This window comes from Mycobacterium sp. WUMAC-067 (assembly GCF_020217485.1).
Taxonomy (GTDB): domain Bacteria; phylum Actinomycetota; class Actinomycetes; order Mycobacteriales; family Mycobacteriaceae; genus Mycobacterium.
This window is the reverse complement of the sequence record NZ_JAEKMI010000006.1, coordinates 150,044-161,787: the sequence shown is the minus strand read 5'-3', so window position 1 is coordinate 161,787 and position 11,744 is coordinate 150,044. Positions and strand designations below refer to the sequence as shown.

Annotated in this window: 12 protein-coding genes; 10 read left to right on the top strand and 2 right to left on the bottom strand. The window is 65.7% G+C overall.

Going from position 1 to position 11,744, the window contains the following annotated elements:
• Positions 1-153 precede the first annotated feature (153 nt).
• Genes JF781_RS06370 through JF781_RS06355 form a run of 4 tightly spaced genes read left to right on the top strand, consistent with a single transcriptional unit; the run spans position 154 to position 3,570 of the window.
• Complete coding sequence (locus JF781_RS06370) at positions 154-1,545, top strand: NAD(P)/FAD-dependent oxidoreductase (RefSeq protein ID WP_225327750.1); 1,392 nt, start codon at positions 154-156, stop codon at positions 1,543-1,545.
• On the top strand, positions 1,542-1,973 hold the full coding sequence (locus tag JF781_RS06365; RefSeq protein ID WP_225327751.1) for an SgcJ/EcaC family oxidoreductase: 432 nt from the start codon (positions 1,542-1,544) through the stop codon (positions 1,971-1,973). Before JF781_RS06370 ends, JF781_RS06365 begins: the two co-directional genes overlap by 4 nt.
• A 54-nt stretch (positions 1,974-2,027) precedes the next feature.
• Positions 2,028-2,582: an arsinothricin resistance N-acetyltransferase ArsN1 family B gene (locus tag JF781_RS06360; protein ID WP_225327752.1), complete on the top strand. Its 555-nt coding sequence runs from the start codon at positions 2,028-2,030 to the stop codon at positions 2,580-2,582.
• Positions 2,583-2,613: 31 nt separating this feature from the next.
• Positions 2,614-3,570: a dipeptidase gene (locus JF781_RS06355; RefSeq protein WP_225327753.1), complete on the top strand. Its 957-nt coding sequence runs from the start codon at positions 2,614-2,616 to the stop codon at positions 3,568-3,570.
• A gap of 21 nt (positions 3,571-3,591) precedes the next feature.
• Here the strand turns inward: JF781_RS06355 and JF781_RS06350 are convergent, their stop codons facing one another.
• Together JF781_RS06350 and JF781_RS06345 are read right to left on the bottom strand one after the other, a co-directional pair.
• A complete protein-coding gene (locus JF781_RS06350; protein ID WP_255641186.1) occupies positions 3,592-4,272 on the bottom strand; it encodes an Mce protein in 681 nt (226 codons plus the stop codon).
• The gene (locus JF781_RS06345; RefSeq protein ID WP_225327754.1) at positions 4,272-4,883 is read right to left on the bottom strand and encodes a hypothetical protein; all 612 of its coding nucleotides are present in this window, start codon (positions 4,881-4,883) and stop codon (positions 4,272-4,274) included. The genes JF781_RS06350 and JF781_RS06345 overlap by 1 nt, the downstream gene beginning before the upstream one ends.
• A 334-nt stretch (positions 4,884-5,217) precedes the next feature.
• On the opposite strand from JF781_RS06345, the gene JF781_RS06340 reads away from it, so the two are divergent.
• From JF781_RS06340 to JF781_RS06315, 6 genes are read left to right on the top strand one after another with little or no spacing between them, the layout of a single operon-like run.
• Positions 5,218-6,087, top strand: coding sequence for an ABC transporter permease (locus tag JF781_RS06340; RefSeq protein ID WP_225327755.1), 870 nt, complete (start codon positions 5,218-5,220; stop codon positions 6,085-6,087).
• Between the two features lies 1 nt (position 6,088).
• Positions 6,089-6,946, top strand: a complete 858-nt coding sequence (locus JF781_RS06335) for an ABC transporter permease (protein WP_225327756.1) — start codon at positions 6,089-6,091, stop codon at positions 6,944-6,946.
• Positions 6,947-8,515 carry an MlaD family protein gene (locus JF781_RS06330; RefSeq protein ID WP_225327757.1) on the top strand — a complete coding sequence of 523 codons (1,569 nt, stop codon included), beginning with the start codon at positions 6,947-6,949 and terminating at the stop codon, positions 8,513-8,515.
• The gene (locus tag JF781_RS06325; protein WP_225327758.1) at positions 8,512-9,591 is read left to right on the top strand and encodes an MCE family protein; all 1,080 of its coding nucleotides are present in this window, start codon (positions 8,512-8,514) and stop codon (positions 9,589-9,591) included. The genes JF781_RS06330 and JF781_RS06325 overlap by 4 nt, the downstream gene beginning before the upstream one ends.
• Positions 9,584-10,630 (top strand): MCE family protein, encoded by a 1,047-nt coding sequence (locus JF781_RS06320; protein WP_225327759.1) that lies wholly within the window; start codon positions 9,584-9,586, stop codon positions 10,628-10,630. The genes JF781_RS06325 and JF781_RS06320 overlap by 8 nt, the downstream gene beginning before the upstream one ends.
• A complete protein-coding gene (locus tag JF781_RS06315) occupies positions 10,627-11,742 on the top strand; it encodes an MCE family protein (RefSeq protein WP_225327760.1) in 1,116 nt (371 codons plus the stop codon). Before JF781_RS06320 ends, JF781_RS06315 begins: the two co-directional genes overlap by 4 nt.
• The last annotated feature ends 2 nt before the right edge of the window (positions 11,743-11,744 follow it).

Here is an 11,744-nt window from a genome sequence, read left to right as displayed (position 1 = left end):
CGATCTCCAGGGATCCCGCCCCGCCGGCCGCGCCGAACAACCACCATTATCAATTCCTTAATATTCTTACCATAACCTTATATTTGCGGTATGCTGCTGCGTCATGGGTCACAACACAAACCGTGTGGGCTCGACTGACCAAGGGCGTTCGCCGTGAATGCTTCGCGCCAACACGCCATTGTGCTGGGCGCCGGGATCGCGGGTCTGCTTGCCGCGCGCGTGCTTTCGGACTTCTACGACTCGGTCAGCGTCATCGAGCGCGACAAGGCCCCCGGCCATCCCGTTCACCGGAAGGGCGTGCCGCAGGGCCGTCACGTGCATATGTTTCTCAGCCGCGGCACGCAAGTGCTTGCCGAACTCTTTCCCGGCCTGATCGACGAGTTGGGCGCGGCCGGCGCCACTGTCATCAACGACGGCGACCTGTCGCGGTTCTACGTGCGCACGGGCCGCTACGAGCTCCAACGCTCGGGCACGTTGACCGATCCCACGGCGGTCACGTTGTGCCTGGCCAGCCGGCCGTTCGTGGAGTTTCATGTGCATCGGCGCGTCGCGGCACTGTCCAACGTGACTCTTCTCGACGGCCACGACGTCATCGAGCCGCTTGCCGCCGGGGAGGCGGTCACCGGTGCGCGAATCCTGCACCGCGACAACGGCGCGGCCATCGATGTGCCCGCGGATCTGGTCGTCGATGCCATGGGCCGCTCCGCCCGCACGCCGGCCCTTCTGGAACTCCTGGGTTACGGGCGCCCACCCGAGACGCGGTCCACCGCCATGCTGGGCTACTCCAGCCAACTGCTGAGCATGCCGACGGGATGCCTCGACAAGCAGATGGTCGTGTTCAACCTCGGCGGCGGCGGTAAGCCCGGTGGTCTGCTGCTGGCCTGCGAGAACGACACCTGGATGTTCGCGGTCGGCCGCACGATCGACACCGGCGGGGCGCCACCCGATTTCGCCACCATGCTCGCGCTGGCCGATCGCGCCTTGCCCCCGGAAATCATCGACGGGCTACGCCGCGCGCAGCCGCTCGCGGACATCGCCACCTTCCGTAACCCCGCGGCGGTATGGCGGCGCTACGACCAGATGCCGAGATTCCCCCGCGGCCTGCTCGTCATCGGCGATGCGCTGTGCAGCCCCAATCCCGTGTACGGCCAAGGCATGACGATGGCGGCGCAGCAAGCGCTGGCACTGCGAGACTGTCTGCGCGGCGGCGACGCCGACTTGGCCCAGCGCTTCTTCCACATGACGGCACGCGACATCGGCCCGACATGGGCGATGAACCAGGCCAACGATCGCGTCCCATCTCCCACCCTCAAGCCTTCCCTGAGTCGGCGGCTGCGCGGCCAGTTGGTCGGTGCCATGCTGAACGCCGCCGGTGATGACACCGCGGTAACCGAAAGCCTGCTGCGGGTCACCCATCTCGTCGATCCGCCGGCGCGACTCCAGGATCCCACGTTGCTGCTGCGCGTCCTTCGAGCCACCTTGCGGCGACGGTTCCACCGTGCGCAGCAGCCGCGTCGGCACCAACGTTTACGGGAGGCGTTGTGACGAGCGGCGACCGGCGAGCCGACGAGGACGCCATCCGCGGGTTGATCGCTCAGCAGGTAAACGGTTGGGCGGCGGGCGATCCCGACGCCTATGCCGGTGTCTTCACCCACGATGCGGACTACGTCACGTTTCTGGGCAGCCACCACACGGGGCGCGAAGCGATCGCGGCAGCGTACCTCCCGCTGTTCCGCAAGCTCCTCAAGGGAACCCGCCTACGGATAGACATCACCCAGGTCCGGTTTCTCACACCGGACGTGGCGCTGCTTCACGCGGACGCCGCGGTGGTACGGCGCCGACGCAATCGGCGCAAAAGTCGCGTGAACACCAGCGTCGCCGTGCGGGCTGATGGGCGCTGGTTACTTGTTGCCTCGCAAAACACCACCCGTCGCCGGTTCGCCGAAACCCTCATATCCACATTATTTTCCTGAAGGCCGACACCACCGTCGCTGTACGGCTAGCCTTCTGTGGTCGTGAAGGTTCGCATGGCCACGCCCGAGGACGCGGGTGCCGTCGCTGAAATCTATCTACCGTACGTGCGGGACACGGCGGTGTCCTTCGAGACGGCTCCCCCCGGCGTCCAGGAGGTGCGGTCGAGGATGACCCGCACGCTTGCGACATTGCCCTGGCTGGTCGTCGCCGATAGCCAAGGCGTCAAGGGATACGCCTATGCGAGCCCGCACCGGGCGCGCGACGCCTACCGTTGGTGCGTCGATGTGTCGCTGTACCTCGACGCGTCCATTCACGGCCGCGGTCATGGCCGCCGAATCTACGCGGGACTGCTGAATCTGCTCGTCGCACAAGGGTATGTCAATGCCTATGCGGGCATCACGCTTCCCAATGCCGCCAGCGTCGGGCTGCACGAGGCTTTGGGTTTCACCCCCGTCGGTACCTTTCGGGGCGTGGGCTTCAAGCAGGAAAGGTGGTGGGATGTCGGCTGGTGGCATCGTCGGTTGGCCGACCCGCCCGGGTCCCCGCGGGAACCGATGCCCTGGGCCGAGCTCGCCGACCAAGCCGTCGAGGCCGCGCTCGAGGGGTAAACCATAAGGGTCTAAGGAGAGTTCACCACCCATGACCACGCTGCTCTGGGACCAGCACACGTGTCTGCCGCTCAACACCGACACCGAGATCGGTCCGTTGACGCGTTACCAATACGCCGGTCGCACCGTGCTTTCGGTCAACGCGGGATACTCCCCGCACAGCTTCAGCGACGCCGTGGCGCTCCTGCACCACTATCGCGCCGGGATCGCCGCCCACCCCGACCTGGAACTGGTGGCCACCGTCGGCGAGGTAGACGCGGCGACCCGGGCCGGGCGCATCGCGGTGGTTTTCGACCTGGAAGACTCAGGCCCACTCGATGACGATCTGGAAAATGTGCGCACCCTGGCGAACCTGGGGGTACGCACCCTGCTGCCGACCTACAACAACGCCAACCGGGCCGGCAGCGGCTGCCTCGACCGCACCGATGGCGGCCTCACCGATTGGGGCCGTGCGGTCATCGCCGAACTGAACGCAGCCGGCATCGTTCCCGACGGATCCCACTGCAGCGCACGCACCGGTCTCGACATGTGCGAGGTATCCGCCGGGCCGGTCATTTACAGCCACTCGTGCATGCGCGCGCTGTGGGAGCATCCCCGCAACATCACCGACGACCAGGCGCGGGCCTGCGCGCAGACGGGCGGCGTCATCGGCATCACCGGCGTCGGCATCTTCCTCGGACCCAACACGCCCACGCTGGACGCGATGACACGGCACCTCGAATACGCCGTCGACCTCGTCGGCGTCGAGCACGTCGGCGTCAGCACCGACTTCTGTTTCGACGCCGCCGATTTCGTCGATGAGCTGCGGCGCAATCCCCACCTGTTCGACGACAGCTACACGCGCTGGGGCCCGATCCGATGGATGCCGCCGGAAACGTTCGTGACGCTCGGCGAGCACCTGCGGGCCAGGGGATGGAACGGCCGCGACATCCACGCGGTGCTCGGTGGAAACTTCTATCGGGTGGCCGAGGAAACCTGGCGCGCCTGAACAACCCGTCGGCGCACCGGTTCAGGGAAGCTCCACCTTGCTGGCCAGCCAGCGGCCGTCCACCTTTTCCATGGTCATCTTCACCCTGCTGCGGTCCAACTGGGGAACCGGCGCCGCCCCGTTGCTCACCGACTGATCGACGAACAGCACGACGTCCACCTTGTCCTCGGTCGCCGACTGGACCGCCGCATCGACGACGCTGCCGTGCGCCGCCGCCTTGTTGTCGATGAGCGTTTGGCGCAGCTGGGCGCTGGATTTCGTGTACATGTCCTTGAACTCGCCGGTCGAGCCGTCGAGAACCTCGGTGAAGTTCTTATCGATCGCGTTGGTGTCCACGCTGGTGAGCGCCAGGATATATTTCTTGGCCGCAGACAGCGCTTGGGTCGCAGCGACATCCTTCTGGTGATGCTGGAACAGCAGCCAGCCCTCGTATCCGGCCCCGGCGAGCGCTACGGCCAGAATCACGGCGGCGGCCCGGCGAGCGACATTGACCCGCAGGCCCTTTCGCCGGCGCGGCGGCTGGTCGCCTTCCGCATCGACACGACCCTCGTCATGGTCCGTGTCGGGTGAGGTGTCGGCCGGCGGACTCATGTCGCCTTCCCCAACTTCCGAGACTTCTGTGCCTTCTGCGGCGATACGGAAGCGGCTCACCAACCACGTCCGTGGGTTGCCGACTGTTCGTAGCGATGGGCGGTAGTTCATCAGTTACATGCGCCGGAGTCACGTAGCGCGTTCGCCCAGCCGGTGGCCGAGACGATGTTCGCGTGGGTGACGCCCGACGGTTCCTTTCTCTTGATGCTGTCGCTGATCCGTGACAACTGAAATGCCAAGTGGGTCATGGATTCCCCGCCGTATATCGGCGAATAGGGGCCGAAGTTGTCGGGTTCGTTGGTGATGATCAGTGGCTTTACCCGCGGGCCCAGAAAGGCCGTCGACCGGTCGATGTTGGTGACAACGGCGTTGGCGTTCTGCTGCACACCACCGGCCGTGTAGTCGTCGTGCTGATCACCGAGGTATCGGTTGAAGTCGTTGATCTGGCCCATCAATGGGTCGAATTGGGACTTGAACCATTGGCAGGAGTCGGACATTCCGCCGATCATCTCGGGTGTCACCCGAGAGGCGAAGGTGTTGTACGGCCAGATGTCGAAGTTCGGTGACCAATCGCTGGGTGCCGGCGTGAACGCGGGCAACGGTGGGGGAGGCTGACCCGGATCGGCGTAGGCGGTGCCGGACAGCGCGAGGGCGGTAGCGAGCAGCGCCGGCCCGGCGGCCGAAATGCCGCCGCCCGCCCGTCGCAACCTCGTCAGGATCATCCGCGCCTTCCCCAGGAAAACGATAACTCGCGATCACCCCAGACTGAACCAACCATTTAGTAGACAAATGCATATTAACATCAGCAGTCCGGAACGCGATCTTCCCGCGATGTCAGCGGCGCGCCAAGAGGCGGCTAGCAGGGAAATACGCGAAATGACCATGGGTCATACCCGGCTCGGTGGCTCAAATTAGGCGCTGAATTTGCAGACAGTGCAAAGTGAGATCTTCCGCATAACCTGAGCAGCAGTTAACATAGCGGCCCGTGGGGGCACACCAAAGGTTCACCGATGAACACACATACCGGCGAGTCGTCGCGCTGAGGCGCATCCGGCGATGACCATCCAGGACGACCGCTCGCTCAACGACGACCGAGCACCCGAGGGTGTGGCCACCATCCAGGAGTGGTCCGCGGGCTACGTCGTGCGGCACCCCCTCGCTTCGCTCACCACCCTCGGCGAGCAGTACATCCTCGCGGTACGCACGGTCGAGTACTGCGTGGTCGACCTGTTCACCGGGCGCTTCCAATGGGCGGAGTTCGTGCGCCAGGGCGCATTCATGGCGGCGACCGCCGTGCTGCCCACCGTCCTGGTGGCGCTGCCGATCGGGGTGACGCTATCCATCCAGTTCGCCCTGTTGGCCAACCAGGTCGGTGCGACCTCCCTCGCCGGCGCCGCCAGTGGGCTCGCCGTGATCCGACAGGCCGCCTCATTGGTGGCCGCGGTGCTGATGGCTTCGGCCGTCGGGTCCGCCATCACCGCGGATCTCGGGTCTCGGACCATGCGCGAAGAGACCGACGCGATGGAGGTCATGGGGGTCTCGGTGATCCGCCGTCTGGTCGTACCCCGCTTCGCCGCGGCCATCATGGTCGGCGTCGCCCTGACCGGAATCACGTGCTTCGTCGGGTTTTTGGCCAGCTATCTGTTCAATGTCTACTTCCAGCGGGGCGCGCCGGGAAGTTTCGTGGCGACGTTCTCGTCGTTCGCCACCACGGAGGACATGATCGTGGCGCTGCTCAAGGCCGTGATCTACGGAGCCATTGTCGCGGTAATCGCCTGCCAGAAAGGTCTTTTCACCAAGGGCGGCCCGGCGGGCGTGGCCAACTCGGTGAACGCGGCGGTGGTGGAATCGATTTTGGTGCTGATGGTCGTCAACGTCGGAATCAGCCAGTTGTACAACATGCTGTTTCCCAGGACGGGGCTGTGAAATGACGGCCTCCGCATACGTTCCCGGACTCGCACGACCGTTCATCGGCGCGTACCGGGTCGCGGCCGGGCCCACCATGCGGCTGGGGCACATGCTGGTCTTCTTCGTGCGTGCCGTGCTCGCGGTGCCCAGCGTGCTGCGGCAATACCGTACGGAATTCCTGCGGTTGCTGTCGAACATCGCTTGGGGCAACGGCTCGATCGTGGTGGGCGGCGGCACCGCCGGCGTCGCGGTGGTGCTCGGTTTTACCGCGGGCGCACTGGTGGCCGTGGAGGGATACAACTTTCTCAACCTACTGGGACTCGGCCCCGCCACCGGGATCATCTCGTCACTGGTCAACACCCGCGAACTGGCGCCCATCATGGCCTCCCTGGCCTTCGCGATGCAGGCGGGCTGCCGATTCACCGCGCAGCTCGGCGCCATGCGCATCGCCGAGGAGATCGACGCGCTGGAATCCCTGGCGATACGCCCGATTCCGTTTTTGGTCACGACGAGGCTCATGGCCTCCGTCATCGCCGTCATCCCGCTCTACATCGCCTGCCTCGCGGTCACCTACCTCACGTGCCAGGTGGTCGCCAACATCATCAGTGGCGGATCCATCGGACCGTACCTGCACTACTTCACCATGATGCTCAGCGCCAAAGACATCGCGTACTCGGTGCTCAAGTGCGTTGTCTTCGTGTGGCTTTCATCCACCGTGCAGTGCTACTACGGGTTTTACGCCGCGGGCGGCCCCGAGGGCGTGGGTGTAGCGGCCGGGCATGCCATGCGGGCGAGCATCACCGTCGTGATCATGGTCAACATGTTGCTCACGATGGCGCTGTGGAGCATCGACGCCGGCGCGAGATTCGGTGGCTGAATGGCGAATTCGCTAGATTTCGACGGGCGGGGTCCCACCGACCAGCAGCTGGTGGCCCTCGGGGCGGCGGTGCTGCTGATCGCGGGACTGATCACGGGAAGCCTGCTGTTGAAGTCCACCGGACGGCTCAACGACTACATTCGCGTGGTCGCCGAGCTGACGAACGTGGGTGACGGGCTGCCGGCCCGGTCCGATGTCAAATATCACGGGCTGCTCGTCGGCGCCGTCGACAATGTCGTCCCGGCGGCCTACGGCAAGCCGAATTACGTGCACATCAACCTCAAACCCGAATACGCCAAGGACATCCCGAGCGCGGTGACCGCGCGCGTGGTACCCAGCAACGTGTTCGCGGTCTCGTCGGTGCAACTCGTCGACGGCGGCCCCAGCCCGAGCATCCGCAACGGGGCGCGCATCCCCGAAGACCTCCAGCTGTCGACGGTGATCTTCCAGACCACGATCAGCAAGCTGCGCGACATCCTGGCCGCGACCGGCCGGGGCCGCGAAGACCACAGCGTCGGAATCCTGGCCGCGGTCGCGGCCGCCACCAATAACCGGCGCGGCACATTGCTCACCGCCGGCGCGCAGATGACCCGGGTGCTCGACGAACTCAACGCGATCGTGACCACCGACCCCGGCCCCTCCACGGTCTCCGCGCTGCTGGACGCCACCCGCGGCCTGCAGGCCACGGCGCCCGACCTCGTCGACGTCCTGCACGACGCGGTCAAACCGATGCAGACCCTGGTCGAAAAACGCGAGCAGTTCCGGTCGCTGGTGACCGGCTCGCACCACACCTTCGGCGTGAACCGCCAAGCGTTCGACAACCACACCGACCAGCTGATCGAAATGAGTCAGAACCTCACGCCCGCGCTCGGGGTCTTCGCGTTGAACAGCGACAAATTCGTGCCGATCTTCACCAGACTGAATCGGCTGTCCGACAAGTTCTTTGAAGAGGTCTGGGATCCCGAACTCGATACCGGCAACATGCGGGTCAATCTGGCGCTGACGCCGACTTACACCTATACCCGCGCCGATTGCCCGCGCTACGGCCAGCTGCTGGGACCGAGTTGCTTCACGGCCCCGACGATCGCGGTGCGCCCGGACCTGCCCGAGGTGTTGCTGCCGCAGAACTACCATGCGCCCGCGGATCTGGCGCCGCCCCCGGGCACGCAGATCGGACCCGACGGCAACCTCACCGCGGTCGGTCCGCCGCTGTTCAACCCCAATCCCAGCCTGGAAGACCCCAACCCGCCGTTGCCGTGGTGGCCGTGGCAGGTCGGCCCGACACCCCGAGTCCCGGGGACCGCCGACCCCGACGATGCGCCGCCACCGCCGGCGCCGGGACCGCCGCCCCCGAGTCCGGCCCCGCCCGGTGCGGCCGCGCCATCGGCCTACGGCGGCAACGTCGGCCCCGTGGGTAGCCAACACGAACGCGACCAGCTCGGCATGATCACCGGCCAAGGCCGTCCGGCGTCGGTGGCGACCCAGCTGCTGCTGGGCCCGGTGGCGCGCGGCGCCTCGGTCTCCCTCAAGCCGCAGCAACCGCGGCCCGCGGCGGGTGCGCCGAAATGAAGGTACGCAAACCGCTGATCGGGTTGTCGCTGTTCATGGCGATCGCCATCGCGGTGACGTGGATGGTGTACGCCACCCTGCGCCGCGACGTGGCCGGGCCGACCACGCCGTACGCCGCGATGTTCACCGACGTGTACGGATTGCGCATCGGCGACGACGTCCGCATGGCCGGCGTGCGGGTGGGCCGCGTCGAAAACATCGAATTGGCCGGGAAACTGGCGAAGGTCTCGTTCATCGTCGAGAACGAGCAGCACCTGTACGGCAACACCGTCGCGTCGGTGACCTACCAGAACATCATCGGACAGCGCTATCTGGGGCTGTCGCTGGGTGAAACCGGCAGCAGGGGAACGCTTTCGGCGGGCAGCGTGATACCGGTGCAGCAGACCGACCCCTCCTTCGACGTCGGCAAGCTGCTCAACGGTTTCGAGCCCCTGTTCACCCTGCTCAACCCCAAAGACGCCGATGACCTGACCAAGGGGGTCCTGCAGTCGTTGCAGGGCGATCAGGCGTCCATTCCGCTCCTGGTGCAGCAGACGTCGACGATCACCCGGACCCTGTCTGCGCGTGATCAGTCGTTGGGCGACCTCATCAGCAACCTCACCAAAGTCACCGACACCGTCGCGCGCCAGAACGACGACCTCGACCGCGCGCTCGATCAAACCCGCTCCGCGGTGGCCAATTTCGATGACCGCCGCCCGGCGTTGCAGGACTCGGTGGGTTCGATCGCCCGGGTGACCCGCCGCCTCGCGGCGATCGCCGACGACGTCGACCCGTCGTTGAACCAACTGATCACCCGGGAGCCGGGGTTCAGCAAGCACCTGGTGGGGATCGAGCCGCAGCTGGCGTTCACCGGTGACAACCTGCCCCTGTTGCTCAAGGGTTTCGCGCGGGCCCTCAGCGAGGGTTCCTACGGCAACGCCTACGCGTGTGACCTGAATGCGACGGGCTTCTTCCCCGGACTCAACGACATCACCACGTTCATCGTCAACGCGGCCACCCCCGGGAACGCGTACCCGATCACCACGAAGAACATGGGGTGGCACACCCCGCGATGCAGGAACATGGCCAATGGCTGACGCACTGAGAACCCGATGGCTGCGGCGGCGCCCGCTCGAGTCGTACAACAGGACCTGGCTCGGCCTGGCCGGGCTCGCGGTGGTCGCGGTTCTTGTCGCGGTGTCGCTCGGAATCAAGCTGCTCGGCGTCGGCTACACCCACTACACCGCCGAATTCCTGCAAGCCGCCACGCTGCGGCCCGGAAACCCGATCACGATCGCCGGCATCGAGGTCGGGCACGTCACCAGCATGAAACTCGACGGCGACCACGTCGAAGCCGGCTTGAGCGTGCGTGACAACGTCCCGCTCGGCAGGGACACCCGGGCGGTCATCAAGGTGATGACCATCCTCGGGTCGCGCTATCTGGAGCTGGTGCCCGACGGCCCGGGTTCGCTCCCGGCCAAGACCATCACGCTGTCCCACACCGCGGTGCCCTACGACCTGCAGTCGCTGCTCGAAGACGCCACCACCACCTTCGAGCAGGTCGATTCCGACCAGTTTGCGCAGTCGCTGGCGGTGCTGGGCAAGCAGCTCGGCGGGGTGCCGCCGCTGGTTCCGCAGGCCGTCGCGAATCTGCAGACCTTGTCGACGATCACCGCCGATCGCCGGGGACAGCTCGGCACGCTGATGAAAAGCACTCAGCGAGTGGTCAATACGCTGCGGCGTCAGCAGACCAACATCGGACATCTGATGGATCAAGGTCAGGACCTGCTCGGCCACCTGGTGGCCCGCCAGGCTACCTTCCACGCCATGTTCACGGCGCTGACCGAGCTCGTCGATCAACTCGACAAGATCGTCGTCACCAACCGGCCCATGCTGGACGAATTGTTCGCCAACCTGCACGACCTGACGAACATGATCGGCCAGCACGACGACCTGGTGCGCAATCTGCTGCAGGTTGCCCCGGTGGCGTTGCGGGGCTTGACGAACGCCACCGGGTACGGGCCGGTCGTCGAGTTCAACCTGCCCAACGGGCTCGCCATCGATTCGTGGATGTGCGCCATCAGCGGCCGCGCGAAGGAATTCAAGATGATCCAGTACTTCAAGGACTGCAAATGATTTCCGGTAGGCGCAAGCTCATCGCCGTCGCTGCCGTGGTAGCGGTGGGGGCCGCCCTCGCCATCGGCGTGGTCGGGCACTATGTCAAGTCACGCCTCGACACGATGACGGTGATAGCTCAATTCGACAGCGCCGCCGGCCTTTACGAAGGCAACGTGGTCGCGGTGCTCGGCATGCCGGTGGGAAAGGTCAGCAGGGTCACGTCCAAAGGCAGCTACGTCGAGGCCGAGCTGACCGTGGACAAGAAGGTCAAAATCCCCGCCGCGGCCCGCGCGGTCACCATCACCACCTCGATACTCACCGACCGGCAGGTCGAACTGACCCCGCCGTACCGGAGCGGCCCGGTGCTCAAGAACCACGACACCATCGGGCTGACCAGGACGAAGACCCCCGTGGCGTTCGACCGCGTGCTCGACATGCTCGACAAAGTCTCCAAATCGCTCAAGGGCGACGGGAAGGGCGGCGGCCCGGTCGCCGATCTGAGCGACGCGGCGGTCGCCATGACCGATGGGAACGGCAAGAAGATCCTGGCCGCACTCGACGAGCTTTCCAAGGCGTTGCGGCTCAGCTCCGAGCGAGGCGGCACCACCCGCGAGCAATTGACCACGATCGTCACCGACCTCAGCTCGATCACCGAGGCCGCCGCGCGCAACGACGCCAAGGTGCGCCAGTTCGGTTCCACCACACGCCAGCTCAGCCAGATCCTAGCCGACGAGAAGTTCGGCACCGGAGCCACCGGGCGCACCATCAACCGTATCCTCGAAGTAGTCACCACGCTGATCGAGAACAATCGCGACAATCTCAAGCAGGCGGTCCGCAACGGCGACACCGTCGCCAAGACGGTCGTCGAGGATCAGCGCGTCGTGGCGGAGATGCTCGACGTCCTCCCGCTGACGCTGGAAAACCTGTACAACACCGTCGATCGAAACAACGGCGCGATCCGTGTGCACGGCCTGCTCGACAAGGCACTCACGGACAGCCAGTCGGCCAAGGAGCTGTGCAACCTGATGCACCTCCGTCAATTGGGTTGCAGCACAGGGACACTGCAGGATTACGGACCCGACTTCGGCCTGACGTACATTCTCGACGGCCTCTCGGCGATGGGGCAGTAGCG

Coding starts and splice junctions, on each gene's coding strand:
- JF781_RS06335 (WP_225327756.1), top strand. CDS start 6,089: ATGACGGCCTCCGCATACGTTCCCGGACTCGCACGACCGTTCATCGGC.
- JF781_RS06350 (WP_255641186.1), bottom strand. CDS start 4,272: ATGAACTACCGCCCATCGCTACGAACAGTCGGCAACCCACGGACGTGG.
- JF781_RS06315 (WP_225327760.1), top strand. CDS start 10,627: ATGATTTCCGGTAGGCGCAAGCTCATCGCCGTCGCTGCCGTGGTAGCG.
- JF781_RS06345 (WP_225327754.1), bottom strand. CDS start 4,883: ATGATCCTGACGAGGTTGCGACGGGCGGGCGGCGGCATTTCGGCCGCC.
- JF781_RS06360 (WP_225327752.1), top strand. CDS start 2,028: ATGGCCACGCCCGAGGACGCGGGTGCCGTCGCTGAAATCTATCTACCG.
- JF781_RS06320 (WP_225327759.1), top strand. CDS start 9,584: ATGGCTGACGCACTGAGAACCCGATGGCTGCGGCGGCGCCCGCTCGAG.
- JF781_RS06340 (WP_225327755.1), top strand. CDS start 5,218: ATGACCATCCAGGACGACCGCTCGCTCAACGACGACCGAGCACCCGAG.
- JF781_RS06330 (WP_225327757.1), top strand. CDS start 6,947: ATGGCGAATTCGCTAGATTTCGACGGGCGGGGTCCCACCGACCAGCAG.
- JF781_RS06325 (WP_225327758.1), top strand. CDS start 8,512: ATGAAGGTACGCAAACCGCTGATCGGGTTGTCGCTGTTCATGGCGATC.
- JF781_RS06355 (WP_225327753.1), top strand. CDS start 2,614: ATGACCACGCTGCTCTGGGACCAGCACACGTGTCTGCCGCTCAACACC.